15 protein-coding genes and 1 tRNA gene are annotated in these 16,984 nt (G+C 67.7%); 2 read left to right on the top strand and 14 right to left on the bottom strand.

The genetic code is table 11. The features are described 5' to 3' along the window. Positions 1–8 precede the first annotated feature (8 nt). The 11 genes from ACZ6KY_RS08920 to ACZ6KY_RS08870 all read right to left on the bottom strand — a co-directional run bounded on the left by ACZ6KY_RS08920 (position 9) and on the right by ACZ6KY_RS08870 (position 9,893). On the bottom strand, positions 9–1,289 hold the full coding sequence (locus ACZ6KY_RS08920) for a cation:proton antiporter domain-containing protein (protein ID WP_469309613.1): 1,281 nt from the start codon (positions 1,287–1,289) through the stop codon (positions 9–11). Then, positions 1,286–2,209 carry a hypothetical protein gene (locus tag ACZ6KY_RS08915; protein WP_469309612.1) on the bottom strand — a complete coding sequence of 308 codons (924 nt, stop codon included), beginning with the start codon at positions 2,207–2,209 and terminating at the stop codon, positions 1,286–1,288. Before ACZ6KY_RS08915 ends, ACZ6KY_RS08920 begins: the two co-directional genes overlap by 4 nt. A 59-nt stretch (positions 2,210–2,268) precedes the next feature. Then, complete coding sequence (locus ACZ6KY_RS08910) at positions 2,269–2,724, bottom strand: GNAT family N-acetyltransferase (protein WP_469309611.1); 456 nt, start codon at positions 2,722–2,724, stop codon at positions 2,269–2,271. A 33-nt stretch (positions 2,725–2,757) separates the two neighbouring features. Continuing rightward, positions 2,758–3,684 carry a beta-ketoacyl-[acyl-carrier-protein] synthase family protein gene (locus ACZ6KY_RS08905; protein ID WP_469309610.1) on the bottom strand — a complete coding sequence of 309 codons (927 nt, stop codon included), beginning with the start codon at positions 3,682–3,684 and terminating at the stop codon, positions 2,758–2,760. Positions 3,685–3,759: 75 nt separating this feature from the next. Further along, positions 3,760–4,041, bottom strand: coding sequence for a hypothetical protein (locus tag ACZ6KY_RS08900; protein WP_469309609.1), 282 nt, complete (start codon positions 4,039–4,041; stop codon positions 3,760–3,762). Then, complete coding sequence (locus ACZ6KY_RS08895; protein WP_469309608.1) at positions 4,031–4,945, bottom strand: chlorinating enzyme; 915 nt, start codon at positions 4,943–4,945, stop codon at positions 4,031–4,033. Before ACZ6KY_RS08895 ends, ACZ6KY_RS08900 begins: the two co-directional genes overlap by 11 nt. Before the next feature lie 64 nt (positions 4,946–5,009). Then, entirely contained in the window at positions 5,010–5,966 is a 957-nt protein-coding gene (locus tag ACZ6KY_RS08890; RefSeq protein ID WP_469309607.1) for an amidohydrolase family protein, read from the bottom strand. 12 nt (positions 5,967–5,978) lie between these two features. Next, entirely contained in the window at positions 5,979–6,233 is a 255-nt protein-coding gene (locus ACZ6KY_RS08885; RefSeq protein ID WP_469309606.1) for an acyl carrier protein, read from the bottom strand. Next, the gene (locus ACZ6KY_RS08880) at positions 6,230–7,816 is read right to left on the bottom strand and encodes an AMP-binding protein (RefSeq protein ID WP_469309605.1); all 1,587 of its coding nucleotides are present in this window, start codon (positions 7,814–7,816) and stop codon (positions 6,230–6,232) included. The genes ACZ6KY_RS08885 and ACZ6KY_RS08880 overlap by 4 nt, the downstream gene beginning before the upstream one ends. A gap of 547 nt (positions 7,817–8,363) precedes the next feature. Further along, a complete protein-coding gene (locus ACZ6KY_RS08875; protein ID WP_469309604.1) occupies positions 8,364–9,401 on the bottom strand; it encodes a LuxR C-terminal-related transcriptional regulator in 1,038 nt (345 codons plus the stop codon). A 407-nt stretch (positions 9,402–9,808) separates the two neighbouring features. Beyond that, a tRNA-Leu gene (locus ACZ6KY_RS08870) sits at positions 9,809–9,893 on the bottom strand. A 141-nt stretch (positions 9,894–10,034) separates the two neighbouring features. Between ACZ6KY_RS08870 and ACZ6KY_RS08865 the strand changes: the two genes are divergently transcribed. Continuing rightward, complete coding sequence (locus ACZ6KY_RS08865; protein WP_469309603.1) at positions 10,035–11,366, top strand: DUF2254 domain-containing protein; 1,332 nt, start codon at positions 10,035–10,037, stop codon at positions 11,364–11,366. Positions 11,367–11,519: 153 nt separating this feature from the next. On the opposite strand, the gene ACZ6KY_RS08860 is transcribed toward ACZ6KY_RS08865, so the two are convergent. The 3 genes from ACZ6KY_RS08860 to sucC form a co-directional block, all read right to left on the bottom strand. Further along, on the bottom strand, positions 11,520–13,118 hold the full coding sequence (locus tag ACZ6KY_RS08860; protein ID WP_469309602.1) for an aldehyde dehydrogenase family protein: 1,599 nt from the start codon (positions 13,116–13,118) through the stop codon (positions 11,520–11,522). Positions 13,119–13,261: 143 nt separating this feature from the next. Then, a complete protein-coding gene (gene sucD, locus ACZ6KY_RS08855) occupies positions 13,262–14,203 on the bottom strand; it encodes a succinate--CoA ligase subunit alpha (protein ID WP_469309601.1) in 942 nt (313 codons plus the stop codon). Positions 14,204–14,214: 11 nt separating this feature from the next. After that, entirely contained in the window at positions 14,215–15,345 is a 1,131-nt protein-coding gene (gene sucC, locus ACZ6KY_RS08850) for an ADP-forming succinate--CoA ligase subunit beta (protein WP_469309600.1), read from the bottom strand. Between the two features lie 166 nt (positions 15,346–15,511). Here sucC and frc point away from each other — a divergent pair, with 166 nt between their 5' ends. Further along, the gene (gene frc, locus ACZ6KY_RS08845; RefSeq protein ID WP_469309599.1) at positions 15,512–16,744 is read left to right on the top strand and encodes a formyl-CoA transferase; all 1,233 of its coding nucleotides are present in this window, start codon (positions 15,512–15,514) and stop codon (positions 16,742–16,744) included. The last annotated feature ends 240 nt before the right edge of the window (positions 16,745–16,984 follow it).

Below are 16,984 nucleotides of genomic sequence, written 5' to 3'. Positions count from 1 at the left end.
CCACGGTTCTACCGGACCGTCCGCCGCGCCTCGCCCGACTGTTCCGACGGCACCAGGACCTCCGGTTCCAGCTGCGCCTGTACGCCGGTCCCACCGCCCATGAGCCACCTCAGCAGCGGCCCTGTCATGGCCGTCGTCACCACTGCCATGAGCACGAAGAGCGAGTAGAGCCGTTCGTTGATGAGCCCCGCCTCCAGCCCGATGCTCAGCGCTATGAGCTCGGTGAGTCCCCGGGTGTTCATGAGGGTGGCCAGCACAGCGGCGCCACGCGATGAGAGTCCCTGCGACCGGGCGGCGACCCAGGTGCCCGCGAACTTCCCGGTGACCGCGACCAGCATGATCATGCCCAGCTGGAGCAGTCCGGAGGAGCCGATCCGCGAGAGGTCGACCTTCAGCCCGGCGACGATGAAGTAGACCGGCAGAAGCAGGCCGGTGGTGTACCGCGTACGGTGCAGCAGGGCTTCCTGGACGTCGGCGCGCCGGGGACGCGGCATGACGAGACCGAACAGGAACGCCCCGATCACGAAGTGCAGCCCGAACAACTGGGTCACCGCCGCCGACGCCAGCGCACCGGCGACCACGAGGACGAATCCGCCGGGCGAGGTCAGTCCCTCGGGCCCCTGTCCGTCCAGGACCCTCTTCAGCAGGGGGCGCACACAAGTGATCAGCACCAGCGCGTACGGGACCATCAGGAGCACCGTCCAGTGCTCCTGTCCCCGCACACCCGCGAGGGCCTGGATGCCGGCGAGAGCCGTCCATGCGGCGAGATCGCATATCGCCGCGGTGGACAGTGCCATCGCCCCCAGCCATGTGCCGTTCATCCCCCGGTCGTCGAGGATCCGGGCGAGTACCGGGAACGCCGTGACGGACACCGCGACACCGATGAACAGGACGAAGGCCGTCCGGTTGGCGGGCGCGTAGTCGCGGATGAGGAACCAGGCGAGCAGCAGACCGAGGCCGAACGGAACGAGGGTGGAACCGGCGACGGTCGCACCGGCGACCCGCCCGGAGCCGCGCAGCCTTCCGAAGTCGAACTCCAGGCCCACCACGAACATGAACAGCACCAGTCCGAGATTGGCTAGTGCGGTGAGATAGGGCCGCACCTCCACCGGGAAGAGCGTGTCGGCGACAGCGCCGTGGAACAGGGTGGGGCCGAGCAGGACGCCCGCCACGATCTCCCCGATGACCGACGGCTGGCCGAGCGCCTTCGCCAGCCGCCCGACGGCCCGCGCCACCACGATGATCAGGGCGAGATCGGCAAGCAGGATCGCGACATCGATCTCCGTCATACCGGCTCCCGGGCCTCGTCGACGGCCTTGAGCCGGAGCAGCAGCTCCTGCTCGTCCGCCTTCAGTCCGCGGCAGACGTCGGTCAGCCGGCCCGGATCCACGGAGCCCGTCACCTTGCCGAGCAGCAACTGGTTCATCACGTCCTCGGCCTGCCTCACGATGCGGTCGACGACGGCTTCGACGTCGGGGGCCGCGCATGTGCGGCGTATGTACTCGCCCAGCCCGGCGCGCGTTCCCTGGTAGACCGAGAAGGCGTCGTGCAATGCCGCGACGGCCCGCTCCGGCGCGATCCAGGGGCAGGAAACGAGCTCGCCGACGTCCGACAGCAGGGTGTGGCTGTCCTGGTAGCGCTCCAGGAGGCGGGAGAAGGCGTGCCGGGTCTCGATCCCGGCCTCCTGCGCGTCGAAGGGTTTGGTCGTGAAGTACCTGATGCGACGCAGCTCGCCGTTGTCGAAGCCGGCCGCGATCAGTTCCTCGGGGTAGGTGTACGCACAGAGCAGACTCGCCGGGTTGTCGTCGAGGAGCGACCACTCGGCGGCCTTCGGGTCGTACCCCTTCAGCAGAATCGTGTGGACCAGATGCTTCGTGGTGTACTCGGGGCAGTGCGGCCAGTAGAAGACGTCCCCCACGAGGACGGCGTACCCCTCCTGGGACACCACGTCCAGCAGCAGGCTCCGGGCATCGGCGTACGTCTCGAATTCCACTTCCTCGCGGACGATTCCGATTCTCGCCAGATCGTCGCGGTCGAAGAATCCGCTCTCGAAAGAGTACTTGGGACGTTGCTCCCTGATGATTTGCTGGAGGATGTCGTCCGTGCTGATCAGACACCGATGGAACAGCTGGTGCACCTGCGGTTCCCGCTCGGCGAGCATCACGAGCGACTGACGCTGGTAGCAGTTCAGGAACAATCGGCTGTACAACCCTCTGTCATAAGGATACGCAATGCCCTTCACGTACAGCCTCCCCTTCAGGGTTCAAGCTAGATAGGTCTCGTCATGAATGCGCTGTTGGGGTCTTCTTTGTAGTCCGCGAAAGGCTCGCAGTACTCGAACTCGAACTTCTTGTACAGCGCACGGGCCGGGACGAAGAATTCGGTCGAACCGGTCTCCAGGCTGAGCCGGTTGAAGCCCATCCGGCGGGCCTCGGAGATGATGTGGCCCAGCAGTTGAGAGGCGATCCCGCGGCGCTTGCACGCGGGATCGGTGCGCATCGACTTGATTTCCCCGTGGCCGGCGCCGATTCGTTTCACGGCGCCGCAGCCCACCAGGGCGCCGTCGTCCCTGGCCGACCAGAAGGTGACCTCAGGGCTGCGCAGTCCCTCGAGGTCGAGGGCGTGCTTGCTCTCCAGCGGCGTGATGTCCCGCATTTCCTGGACGTGTTGCTCAAGAAAATCGGCGATCTCGCTGCCGGACAGGTCGTCGACCGAAATCTCCATGCCACTCACCTTGTTCCATGTCGTCCCCATGGCTCAGGTCCCCACCAGCAGCCCGCACGCGAAGAATCCGGGTGCCGACGACTGAGCCAGATATGTCTTCCCCGGACGGATCCCCACACGGCCGTGATAGTCGGCGAGGTTGATCATCCAGTCCGAGTTCCCGCAGTGCCCGTACGCGGACAGTGTCCCGGCGAAATGCAGTGACTCCCGGTCGAGACCCGCGATCGCGGAGTTGAACAGCGTCACCGGCGCGTAGAGATTCGTCGGGAACACCTTCGTGACGTCCTCCAGCCGTCGGTCGGCCCGTTGGAGGACCCTGGCCAGCGAGTCCCGCGCCACCTTCTGCCTCGACATGAAGGAATCCCGGCCGAGGAGTCCGGCGTGGTCGACGCCGACGGCGGTCGAGGCCAGCTTCAGCAGGCCCGCGCCGCCCCTGCTGACCAGGCAACTCACGACCGCGTCGCTGAACAGCGCGAAGGATCTGACACGACCGCTGTCCTCGGGGAGGAAGTCCAGCGAGACGAGGACGACGTTGTTCACCTCATCGTCGGAGAACAGCTCCCAGGCCTGCCGCAGAGCCGTCAGCGAACTGCAGCACTGCTGGAAGGAGACGACGGCGGGAACGCAGTTGACCAGGCCCAGGGCATCCAGCACCCGGACGGCGAAGTCAGGACCGAGCGCGCCCAGCCGGACATCACTGGTCGCGAAGACGATACGGTCGACGTCCTCGGGCTGGACGGAACCGTCCCGCAGGGTCTGCCGCACCGCCTCGAGAACATAGTCCTCGACGGGGCCCGACATCGTGCGGAAGGTTCCGCAGCCCATGGCCGCGAACTCCGTGTCGGGCGACTCGGCCCGCCACAGCGCCTCGAAGTCCGTGATGTCCTCGGGCTTGCGCTCCAGGTCGCCGAAAACGCACGCGAACGAGCCGATGCCGACGCCCTCGTGCTCAGTGGCCATGACGCACCGGACCCGCCGGGCCCGGACCGACGGCCGCAAGGACCGTCGGTTCCGGGTCGCGCCGAAGGACGGGGATCACGCGGTCGCCCGCACGGAGCCGAGCTCGTCGATCTCACGTATGACGGAGACGATGCCCTCGATGTCGCCGAGCCTGGACACCCACTCCGGCTGGAGCTGCACGCTGTCGTTCGCGCGCTCCTTGATGTAGTTCACGATCACCAGGATGATGTTCAGCGAGCTGATCCCGAGCTCTTCCCTCGTCGTCGCCCGCGCCACGTCCTCGTATGTCACATCCTTGGTCATCGGCTGTGTCGCGAGGAACTCGGCAAGGTTCTTGCGGTATTCGTCAGCGCTCATCGGATTCGACCTTCTTGAAGGCGAAGCCGTTCAGGTTCTTCTCGTGGATCCGGTTGTGCCCGTACGTGTCCTCGCCGGAGACAAGGACACTGCCGTGGTAGTCGAGGCTGATCGTGTCGCCGAACTCGCTCAGGCTGTCGACGTTCTCGTACACCTTCACCGAGGGCGACACATAGCGTGAGGCGAATCCCAGACGCGTGGTGTCACTGACGTTCGGCAGGGAACCGTGGATGCACTTGGCAAGGAAGATGACGAACTGGCCCGGCTTCATCTCCATTTCGAAGACTTCTTCGTCGTTCGGATCCCAGTCGCTGTCGAGCTTGAGCTCCGCGTAGTCGTATCCGAAGAAGTCGTGGGACTTGCTCTCCACGTTCCGCGAGAGCGGCTTGCTCTCGTCGTAGTACCACCTCTTGTGGCTGCCGGGAATGTAACGCAGACAGCCGTTCTCCTTGCCCGCCGGGGAGAACGCGGTCCAGACAGTCAGCTCCTGTGTCAACATCTCGCTCTCCTCGGTGTACTTGAGGGAGGGAGCGGCCGAGGTGGTGGTCTCACCGACCACGAACGTCTCGACCTGGTGCCAGCCCGTGCCGGCCTCGCCCGGCGCCTTCTTGAAGATGTTCGTCTTCCAGCACAGGATGTCGTCGCCGATGAGGCTGCGGAGCTTGTGGATGATCTCCGGCCGGCCGACGTGCTCGGACAGCGTGTTGCAGTCCAGGTGACGGTCGTAGTTGATGATCGTCGAGTTGTGCGGCTTGTTCTCGGAGGTGACCATCTCGATCATGGCCTGGTTCCACAGCAGCGGAGCCTGGCCCTCCTCGTAGAGGTCGAACGGACCGACGAAGCCGTTCTCCTTGAAGAATTCCACCTGTTCGTCGGTCAGTCCGAGGAACCCGGTTTCCGTCACGCTTTCAGTCACCTTCATACCCTTCGTTGATCGTGCGAGAGGATCGGTGCGGCCGGGCCGGCGGTCAGCCGCCACCCGTGCCGGCCACCGTCGACTTCAGCTTGTTCTTCCCGAGCAACCGCGCCGCGTTCTTGTGGAAGAAGAGGTCCCGGTCGGCAGAGGACATACCCTCCGGGAAGGCGCCTTCCTTTTCGAGCTTCTCGACCAGGCTCAACTGGCGGCCCTGGAGCCGGAACACCGGCCAGTCGGTACCGAAAATGATCTTGTGATTGATTCCCCGCCGGAACAGCTTGTTCAACGCCTCGACGCCGAAGGCCTCATAGCCGCTGACATCCACATAGATATTCGGCCGGTTGTTGCACAGCATGGCCACCTCGTCCGGATAGTGAACGCTTCCGTGCGCCAGCACGAAATCGATACCGGGGAAGTCCCTGGCCGCCTTGTCCACGAAAATGGGCTGCGCGATCTCGAAATCGAGTACGGGCGACGTGGCACCGATGTGCGACAGGACGGGCAGCGCGTACTGCGCGCATATCTCGTAGTACGGGTAGAGGAGTTCGTCCGACAGTTTGTATCCGCACGGCGGGTACAGCTTCATCCCGTCGAAGCGGTAATCGACGATCGCCTTCTCGAAGAGCGCCAGACCGTCCGCACCCCACCTCGGATCCACGCCCACCAGCACACGGAACCGGCCCGGATGGCGTTCGACGACCACCCTGTGGTGCTCGATGAGCTCCTCGATGGTGTGCGTGCTGTCCTTGAGCGCATAGGTGAAGTCCGGCAGCAGCAGAACCGATTCCGCTATCCCGGCCTCGTCCATCTGCCTGACCAGCTCGTCGCAGAGCGGATCCGTCAGCGTTCCCGCGTGCATTCTCGCGACCTTCTCCCGGGTCACGGGCAGGCCACGGCTCTCCAGCGCCACGGTCATGTTCTCGACGACGCCGTCCTGGAACGACTTCGGAAAACACATTTCGGAGGCGATATGACTGTGGAAGTCGATGATCGTTGGGGAGTCGCTCATGGAACCGGCCTCTCAGCTCTGCCGTACGATCTTGATGATGTCCGACACGAATTCGGCTCCCACGAACCGTTCCACCTGGCTGAAGGCGTCGATCCCCGCCTTCTCCTCCAGGACGAAGACGATGCTCATGAGTCCGAGCGAGTCGATGCCCAGGTCGCCGCGCAGACTCTTCTCCGGCGTGACCCCTTTCTTGGCCGCAGCCTTCGAGATCACACTCGCGATGAGCCGGCAGATCTCGTCGTCGCTCACATGGCCCTTGTCCATCATCCCGCCCGGGTGCTCTCGCTGAATATTCTTCGCATGACCGCGCTTCTGTCGACCTTCAGGTTTCTCGTCAACAGACCGTCCTCGACCGTCAATTCGGTCTCCGGCCTGAAGACGACTTCCGCGATCCGGTGGGAGGCTTCCCGCTTCTTGTTCGACTCGCTGACAAACGACTCCACCTCGGCCGTGCGCTCGGTGGACTGCCAGTCGTCGAGCCACACGACGCAGGTCAGCCTCCCCTCCTGGCCAGGCGAAGCCACCATCGCCTTCTTGATCCGGCAGCTCTTCTCCACCGCCAGCTCGAGCTCCTCAGGGTTGATCTTCACCCCGCTCCGCGTGACGATGACGTTCTTCTTCCGGCCCACGAGCCGCAGGAATCCCGAGCGGTCGAACCGGCCCAGGTCCCCGGTGGCCACCCTGCCTCCGGGCAGGAAGACCGAACTCTGGGTCTCCTCCCCCGCGAAGACATAGCCGAGGCACTGCGGTTGCTCCGTGGCCACGACCACTTCGCCGTCGTCGCCGATCTCGACACGAATCCGGTCGACCGGCCGGCCGGCGCTGCGAATCCGGTGCCTCTTCGGCAGGTTGAACGAGATCCAGCCGATCTCGGTGCTCCCGTAGACCTCGAACAGCGGAGCGCCGAGCTGCTGGAAGAGCTTGACCGTCCGGGGCGGAACCGGGGCGGAACCGGTGAGCATGAGACGGACACGCGAGCCGTACATGCCCATCCACTTGCGCCCCAGCCTCACCCGCAGCCGACGGCTCGCCCGGCCCGGGGCGACGCGGTGCAGAGCGGCCGCGAGGAGGTAGGGAATCCTGTCGCGCCCACTGCCGGAGTTGACCCTGTTGTACGCGATCTCGAAGAACGAAGGCGGTCCGAGGATGATCGTCGGCTCGAACTCCTTGAGCTTCTGGAACATCCGCTCCGGAGCGACGACCGTCGCGTCGAGACCGTATCTGACAGCCGTGTACATCAGGTACCGCTGCTGGAAGTTGGAGAACGGCATGACAATGAGCAGGTTGTCGCTCTCGTTGACCTCCCATGCCTCCGCGGACGTCCGCATGGTGTTCTCGACACCCTTCTTGGACATCAGCAGGCCCTTCTTGCTCCCCGAGGTTCCGGAGGAGAAGGCGATGGAGAAGACATCCGCGGCCGGCGCGAGCCGGCCGCCGCCGCTTGACGGGACCCTCTTCACGAAGGACAGAGGCCGCTTCTCCAGCAACCCGACTCCGTCGGGAGGCGGGGAGTCGACGGGCGGCCCCTTGGTGAGCAGCACCGCCGAGAGCTGGTACTTCTCGGCGAGCTCGGCCGCCTCCGCCTGCCGCTCCACGGGCAGCGCGACGACCACGCACTCCAGACCCAGCAGGGCGAGGTCCGCGAGAACCCATTCGTAGGAATTCGGGCCGGCCACTCCTACGAGATCTCCGGCCCCGACACCGCAGTCACGCAGCTCCGACATGAGTCGCAGCACATCGTCGTATACTTCCGGAAAGGTCTTGGTGACCGATTTCCCGTCCACGGAGAAGAAGCGCATCCGCCGGTCCGGGTATGCCGGAAGATTCCTGTAAAGACCGTTTATTGACAATGATGTTCCTTGGCTCGACCGCCCGGCTCCCGGAAGCGGAGTCGACGAGTGACCGGATCGCTCATCCCCAGCCGGTGTCGTTGGCAGCCGCGGCCGCCGCCTCCCGCGCAGGAGGCTGCTGGGCCTCTGCCGTCCCGCCCGCCATCAGAACGGCCAGCGAGGCCGTACAACTCACCACAAGCATCTTGCCGAAGCGCTTCAAAGCCCGCCCCCACGCGTTCCGTTGATCAGCCTTCCTCGACATCCCAGGTCGCTTGCGACGCTGCAACGACCGGGAGTTGACCTGCCCTCAAGGTGCCATCACCGAGGGCTGGTTGGGCTTGTCACAGCCGAGCATCAAGCTGCATGGCAGCATGATGTCTGCCGAACGAAAGCGACATAGTCTGCGATATCTCGCCGCTCGGTACGTGATGTCATGGGCGGAACCGGCGGGCACCGACAAGCCGGTGCCGACAGTTCACGCGAGGTCGGTCGAGCGGCACGGCTCGACTGGGAGCGAGCCTCGGCGGAGGCGACTGCGCTGGCGCGTCCGCCGGAACCGCGCGGACTACTCCTGGACGGCCAGCAGATAGCCGGCCTGAAAACGGCTCGCGGCGCCAAGTCCGGTCATGATCTCGGAGACATGGCGTCGGCAGGTACGCACGGACATGCCCAGTCGACGCGCGACGGCCGCATCCGTCATACCGGCTGTGAGCAGCCTGATGATGGCTTCCTTCAGATCGTCCGTGGTCTCCGGCTGGGTGTCGGAATCGACCGAGAAGGGCTCGGCCGCCAGCCACAGCCGTTCGTACGCCTCGACCATGAAAGCCACGACGTGCGGGTCCCTGATGAAGGCGGCGGAGTCCGGAGCGTCGGAGACCGCGAACATCGCACACTCCCGATCGAAGATCAGGAACCGCATGAACTGGTCGTCGAGTGTGCGCACTTGCGCACCGAGGCGGGTCACTTCCTGGACGTAGGAGTGGGTGCCCCGGCTCGAACGTGCCGTGTGCTGATAGAGGATGCGCATCTTCACCCCCCTTTGGAGAGTGTCGTAGTCGCGCGGCGCGGCCTCATTGAGCACACTCTCCTTTCGCCCACCCCCGGGCTGCGCGGTCAGGATCTCCTTTCTGCACTTCGCCGAGAGCTCGGCGATGGCTACCCGCACGTCGGCGAGGTTGTCGATGAGTTCGACCTGCCGACGGTTGCCGCCCGCGGTCAGATGGGCATCGAACGCCGGAAGGAAGGACATCAGTCGCCGCCGGGTCTCCTCCGCCCGCACCCGCCGGGTACGTATCTCCAGCTCCAGCGGACCGAGCACCCGGCTGACCGCCTCGTCGGGTGCCACCGCGACGAGCCCCCACCCCGGCCGGTCCCGCAGGAGGCCCATCTCGGTCAGCGCGGCCAGTGCGAGGCTGGTGTCCCCGACCGGAAGATTGAGCTGTAGGGCCACCTCCTCGACGTTAATTTCTTCGCTGACGTCCCGACTGAGCACAAATTCATACAGCCTCCGCATGCATTCGTCTTCGAATGAACTCGACTCCAGGTATGCCTTCGATTCCATCTCATCCCCTTCTGCCTGCGTCGCGGATTTGATGCAGGGCACCTCTCACTCGAGGTGAGCGTAGGGGCTGGCAGATGTTCGCGTAAAAGCGGGTCTGTACGATAACTGGCGTAACTCCCGAGCTGGAAGCGAGAGTTGATGACCGACGTGTTACGTGACGTCGGGGCCGGGAGTCGCCGTGGACGGGCTGGACGACGGCCCGGTTGCCGAACTGACGGCCCGAAGCCGGGCCGGCGGCGCGCACCTGGCCACCTTCGTCGACTGCCCGAACGTGAGGGTCGGGACGGCCGGGCCGCCGACCGATTCGGCCGGGCCCCCGCCACGCGAGTGACACACCCGCGGCGCCCCGCTCCCCGAAGGTCCCGGGAACGACGAAAAACCGGTGAGTCATATGACTCGACCGGTTATTCGTGAACGCTTCGGGACGGTCTCGCGAACGTCCCCGTCTGTGTCCGAGGGGGGACTTGAACCCCCACGCCCGATAAAGGGCACTAGCACCTCAAGCTAGCGCGTCTGCCATTCCGCCACCCGGACTAGGTGTCTGCCGCCTGGCCGGGGGTGTTCCCCGCGGCGACATGGACAACAATACCAAGGTTTCGGAGTGCCTTTCACCTGCATATCCGGGCTCCGGAGCGGGTCCGCGGGGCGGCGTGGGGGTGCGCTTACAGTCTCACCATGGGCGACTGGATGACTACCGGGGGTTTGCGGGAAGGGCGGCGGCCGAGGGCGCTGTCGCCGTTGCGGGAGCATCTGAGGGACACGTTCTGGTTCGCGCCCACCATGGCCATGGTGCTGGTCTTCGTGGTGTGGGGGTTGGCCACCGAGCTCGACACCGCGATCGTCGAGGCGCTGCGGAGGGCGCACGACTACGACACGCTGGACGATCTGCTGCGTCTGGCCGACGACGCGAAGACCGTGGTCACCGTGGTCAGCTCGGCGATGATGACCTTCATCGGTGTGGTCTTCAGCATCTCGCTGGTCGCCGTCCAGATGGCGAGCGGGCAGTTCAGTCCCCGCGTGGTGCGGATCTTCGTGCGGAGCCGGATCACCAAGGCCACGTTCGCCGTCTTCCTCGCGACCTTCCTGCTGTCGCTCCTGGTGCTGACCTCGTACGAGGGGCAGGCCGAAGCGCGGAAGGTGACCTCGGTCCCCCTGGTCCAGTCGGTTCTGACGCTCCTGATGCTGGGGCTCAGCCTCCTGCTCTTCGTGCTGTACGTGAACCAGACGCTGCGGCTCATGCGCGTCAGCCATGTCATCGACCGCATCACCCGGGAGGCGTTCAAGGTCGTCGCGCGCATGCCGGTGGCCCGCTCGTCCGGCGAGGAGAACACACTCGGGCCCGAGACCGCCCGGGTCGTCCACCACGGGCGGGCCGGCGTCCTGCGGGACGTGAACATCGCCCGGCTGGTGAAGGCGGCCCGGCAACAGGGTGTCGTCCTGCGGCTGATCCCGCGGATGGGGGACTTCGTCGTACCGGGCACGCCGCTGCTCGCGGTGCACGGAGGTCCCGCCCCCGCGGGGCGGTCGCTCAGCTACACGGTGTCCGTCGGGGTGGAGCGCACCTTCCACCAGGACTTCGCGTTCGGGCTGCGGCAGCTCTCCGACATCGGGCTGCGGGCGCTGTCGGCCGCGGTGAACGACCCGACCACGGCCGTGCAGGCGATCGACCGCATCGTGCAGTTCCTGGCCGCCGTCGCCGGCCGGCCCCTCGACGCGGCGCTCCATCGCGACCGGCGCGGGAGCGTGCGGCTGGTGCAACCCGTACCGGGCTGGACCGAGCTGGTCGATCTCGGGTTCGCCGAGATCCGGGCTTGCGCGATCGGCAGCCCGCAGGTCACCCGGCGCATCATCGCCGGGCTCGACGATCTGGCCGCGATCGCTCCCGCGGACCGCCGCGAGCCACTGCTCCGGCACCGCGCGCTGCTCATCGAGGCCGTGGAGCGGTCGGGCCTGGAGGCGTCGGACCGTGCCTTCGCGCTGCGACCGGACCGGCAGGGCATCGGGTAGCCGACGCGGCGCGTTGGGCGGCCCCGCCCCGGTGGGACCCGGCACACCCGTCCGTCCCGTAGGGCGGCGCCCGATGACGGACGCCGCCCACTCCCACCTCATGAGGCTCACCGGACCCGCCAGGCTCACCCGGCGGCCCTCACCGAGGTGGGCTCACGGCATCAAGTGGTACTCCGGAAAGTTCCCCGGCAGCCGCTCCCCCGCCGGGCCCTGGGTCACCGCCCGTACGAGCAGTTCCCCGCCCACGAACGCGCCGCGCCACGACGCGCCGAAGCCGCCGAAGAGTTCGTCGCGGTCGCCCCGGGACCGGGGCCTGTTGTGTCCGACCTTGAACGCGCGGATCTGCGGGGCCAGTCGGGTGTACGTCGCCTCGTCGTCCGTGGACAGGGTGGCGACCAGCGCTCCGTTCGACGCGTTCATCGCGGCGAGCAGTTCGGCCTCGGTGTCGACCAGGACGATGGTGTCGACCGGGCCGAAGGGTTCCGCGTGGTGCAGCGGCGAGGACGGCGGCGGGTTGAGCAGCGTGACGGGCTGGACGTACGCCGACGTGTCCTGGCCGGGCAGGAAGCGGGTGTCGGACAGCCTGCCGCGGTGCAGCGGGACGGCGCCCCGGTCGATGGCCTCGGCGACCTGGTCGTGCAGTTCCTTGGCCTTGGCCGCGTTGATGACCGGGCCGAAGTCCAGCGACGGGTAGGGGTCGTCGGGGTGCTCGACGGCGAGGGGGTGGCCGGTCCGCAGGGTGCGGACGGCCGGCAGGTACGCGGCGAGGAAGTCGTCGAACAGGTCGCGCTGGACGACGAAGCGCGGGTAGGCGGTGCAGCGCTGCTTGCCGTAGTCGAAGAGCTTGGGGACGACCGCCGTCAGGGCGTCCCAGTCGGTGTGGTTCCAGATGCCCCAGGTGTTGAGCCCCTCCTGTTCGAGGACATGGCGCTTGCCGAGGTCGGCGACGGCGGTGGCCACCGCGGCGCCGGTGTCCCGGCCGCCGACGAAGGAGACACAGCCGATCTCGGGCGCGCGCACGAGCGCCTCCGACAGCTCACCTCCGCTGCCGCTGACCAGGGTGACGGGGACGCCTTCGCGCACGGCGAGCGCGCAGGCCAGCGTGAGACACGCGACGCCGCCGTCGGTCGGGGTCTTGGCGATGACCGCGTTGCCCGCCAGCGCCTGGACCAGCATGGCGTGGACGAGCACGCTCATCGGGTAGTTCCAGCTCGCGATGTTGGACACGGGTCCGTCGAGCGGGGCCCGGCCCTCCACCATGGGCTCGATGCCTTCGACGTACCAGCACACGCCGTCGATCGCCCGGTCGACGTCGGCCTGGGCCAGCCGCCAGGGCTTGCCGATCTCCCAGACCAGCAGGAGGGCGAGCAGTTCACGGTGTTCGGTGAGGGCGTCCAGTGTCGCCGCCACGCGGGCCCGGCGTTCCGCGAGGGGCACATGGCGCCAGGCCCGGTGCTGGTCGAGGGAGGCGCGGACGGCCTGCCGGGCGGTGGCGCCGTCGAGCCGGGGCGGTCCCGCGATGGGGCTGCCGTCGACGGGGCTGGTGGCGGGCAGGGCCCGGCCGTCCGCCTGCCAGCCGGAGTTCCAGAGGTTGAGCACCCGGTCGTCGCGGAACGCCTCGGGGGCGACGGCGAGGCACCGCCGCCAGGCGTCGGTCCAGGACGTACCGGACTTGAGGACGAGGGGGGTGGGGTTGAGGGGGCCGAGATCGAGGGGGGTGGGGGTGACAGGGATGGGGTCGAGGGTTGTCATGGGTGTCTCCGCTCTCGGTGCACAGTCGGGGGCGGGGGGCCCGGCTTCTGCCGATCGGCAGGTCGTACGGGCCCGCGCGAACAGTCGTCGCGTACGTAAGGGGAAGGTAGTGAGGTCGTACGGCTTCCGGCAGTCACCTCACGTCAACTATGAGTGACATCACTCCGGGTCGCCCGCTCCTCCAGCCGGGCCAGGACCAGCCGTGCCGTCTCGGCCGGGGTGCCGCCCACCCGCACCCCGGCCGCCTCCAGGGCCTTCTTCTTGGCCTGGGCGGTGCCCGCGGAGCCGGAGACGATGGCGCCGGCGTGGCCCATGGTGCGGCCCTCGGGGGCGGTGAATCCGGCGATGTAGGCGACGACCGGCTTGGTGATGTGATCGCGCACGAAGGCGGCCGCCCGCTCCTCGGCGTCGCCGCCGATCTCCCCGATGAGAACGATCAGCTCGGTGTCGGGGTCGTCCTGGAAGGCCGCCAGGCAGTCGATGTGAGAGGTGCCGACGACGGGGTCTCCGCCGATGCCCACACAGGTCGAGAAGCCGGTGTCACGGAGTTCGTGCATGAGCTGGTAGGTGAGCGTGCCGGACTTGGAGACCAGGCCGACGCGTCCCGGCTTGGTGATGTCGGCGGGGATGATGCCCGCGTTGGACTGTCCTGGGGTGATGAGGCCGGGACAGTTGGGGCCGATGACACGGGTGCCCCGGCCGGCGGCGTGCGCGCAGAAGGCGACGGAGTCGTGGACGGGGATGCCCTCGGTGATGACGACGGCGAGACCGATCCCGGCGTCGGCGGCCTCCAGCACGGCCGTACGGGCGAAGGCGGGCGGCACGAACACGACGCTCACGTCCGCGCCGGCCGCCTCGATCCCCTCGCGCACCGACCCGAAGACGGGGACGCTCGTGGGGGCGCTCCCCAGGCCCTCGGGGTGCCGGGGGACGTCGAACTCGACCGTCCGTCCGGCCTTGCGCGGGTTGACGCCGCCGACGACGTTCGTGCCGGCCGCGAGCATGCGCCGGGTGTGTCTCATGCCCTCGGCGCCGGTCATGCCCTGGACGAGGACCTTGGACTCCTTGGTGAGAAAGACGGCCATGTCCCGCTCCTTCAGGTGGTGTTGGCGAGCCGGGCCGCGAGCCGGGCGGCTTCGTCCATGGTGGTGGCCTGGTGCACCAAGGGGTGCGCGCGGTCGCCGAGTACGGCGCGGCCCCGAGCCGCGTTGTTGCCGTCGAGCCGGACCACCAGCGGCTTGGTCGGCCGTACGGTGTCCAGGGCCCGCACGATGCCTTCGGCGACCGCGTCGCAGGCGGTGATCCCGCCGAAGACGTTGACGAGGACGGCCCTGACGTCCGGGTCGGACAGCACGACGGAGAGGCCGTCGGACATGATCCGCGCGGACGCCCCGCCGCCGATGTCGAGGAAGTCGGCGGGGCGGGCGCCGCAGCCCGCGACCACGTCGAGGGTCGACATGACGAGGCCCGCGCCGTTGCCGATGACGCCGACCTCGCCGTCCAGCTTCACGTAGTTGAGACCCCTGGCCGCGGCCGCCGCCTCCAGCGGGCCCGCGTGCGGGTCCTCCTGCTCGCCCCAACGCGCTTGCCGGAAACGGGCGTTGTCGTCGAGGGTCACCTTGCCGTCGAGGGCCAGGAGCTGCCCCTGGGTGGTACGGACGAGCGGGTTCACCTCGACGAGGAGTGCGTCCTCGCGCGTGAGCACCTGCCAGAGCCGTATGAGAATGTCGGCGGTCCGCGGTGGCAGGCCGGCCGCCCGTACGATCTCGGTCGCCTTCGCCGAGGTGACTCCCTCCGCCGGGTCGACCGGGACGCGCGTCACCGACTCCGGCCTGGTCGCCGCCACTTCCTCGATCTCCGTGCCGCCCTCGGCGGAGGCGATGGCGACGAAGCGTCCGGCGGCACGGTCGAGGACGTACGAGACGTAGAACTCGCTCTCGATGTCCACGAGTTGGGCCAGCATCACGGTGCGGACCGGGTGGCCCTCGATGTCCATGCCGAGGATCCGGCGCGCTGTCCGCTCGGCGGCGGCGGGGTCCTCGGCGAGCCGCACACCGCCCGCCTTGCCGCGCCCGCCGGTCCTGACCTGGGCCTTGACGACGACCCGGCCGCCGAGCCCGCGGGCGATCACGCGCGCCTCCCCGGGCGAGTCCGTGACCTCGGCGCGCGGCACCGGGATGCCGTACTCCTCGAAGAGTTGCCGCGCCTGATGCTCGTACAGGTCCACGATTCGGCTCCTGTCCTGAAAGTGGTGCACGACCCCTGGACATCACCCGTCGAATGCGGGATAACAACCTTCATACAGTATTCGTCGACTGTATGCAATGTACGAACCTGGGCCCACGGCCGACGGCATCGGGGCGGCTCAAGGCAACGGACAAGTGAGGTGACCTGTGACGACCAAGGCTCTCGAAGGCATCCGCGTCCTGGACATGACGCACGTTCAGTCCGGGCCCTCGGCCACCCAGTTGATGGCCTGGCTCGGCGCCGACGTGGTCAAACTGGAGGCGCCGTCCGGTGACATCACCCGCACCCAGCTGCGGGACATCCCGGACACCGACTCCCTCTACTTCACCATGCTCAACAGCAACAAGCGCAGCATCACCCTCAACGCCAAGACCGAGCGCGGCAAGCAGCTCCTGACCGAACTGATCCGCCGCTCCGATGTCATGGTGGAGAACTTCGGCCCCGGCGCGATCGACCGGATGGGCTTCACCTGGGACCGCGTCCGCGAGATCAACCCGCGGATCGTCTACGCCTCCATCAAGGGCTTCGGGGACGGCCCTTACACCGGCTTCAAGGCGTACGAGGTGGTCGCGCAGGCCATGGGCGGCTCCATGGCCACCACCGGTTTCGAGAACGGTCCGCCGATGGCCACCGGCGCCCAGATCGGTGACTCCGGCACGGGCGTCCACGCCGTCGCCGCGATCCTCGCCGCGCTCCTCCAGCGCACCCGCACCGGACGCGGCCAGCGCGTCAACGTCGCCATGCAGCACGCCGTCCTCAACCTCTGCCGGGTGAAGCTGCGCGACCAGCAGCGGCTCGCGCACGGGCCGCTCGCCGAGTACCCCAACGAGGACTTCGGCGACGAGGTCCCGCGCTCGGGCAACGCCTCCGGCGGCGGCCAGCCCGGCTGGGCCGTCAAGTGCGCGCCCGGCGGCCCCAACGACTACGTCTACGTCATCGTCCAGCCCGGCGGCTGGAAGCCGCTCACGCGGCTGATCGGCCGCCCCGAACTCGCCGAGGACGCCGAATGGGCCACCCCGCAGGCCCGGTTGCCCAAGCTCGCCAAGATGTTCCAGCTCATCGAGGAGTGGACCACCACGCTGCCCAAGTGGCAGGTGCTGGAGCGGCTCAACGCCGAGAGCATCCCGTGCGGACCGATCCTGTCCACCAAGGAGATCATCGAGGACGCGTCGCTCGCCGCCAACGACATGGTCGTCGAGGTCGAGCACCCCGAGCGCGGCTCCTACGTCACCGTCGGCAGCCCGCTCAAACTCTCCGACTCCCCCGTCGACATCACCGCCTCCCCGCTGCTCGGCGAGCACAACGAGGAGATCTACATCGGCGAACTCGGGCTCGGTGACGAGGAATTGCGGCTGCTGAAGGCGGGCGGGGTGATCTGAGACAGCGGCTCAGGACCGGGTGGCGAGGGTGCGGACGCTCCTCGACGGCGCCCGACGCGAAGGGCGCCGCGCGCTGACGGCGCCGACGGCAGGCTGGTCGCCGACGGTCCGGGAGTGGACCTGCACCGGCTGCGGCGCCGTCCACGACCGCGATGTGACGCCGCCCGCCGCACCGTACCGAAGGATCCAAGGTCGCCGCGGGACGTGCGGCGACCCAAACGCCTGCGGAGGGTAAGCAAG

This window comes from Streptomyces sp. NPDC042002 (genome assembly GCF_055588305.1).
The sequence above is the reverse complement of the archived record's forward strand: the minus strand, read 5'-3'. Positions and strand labels throughout refer to the sequence as shown.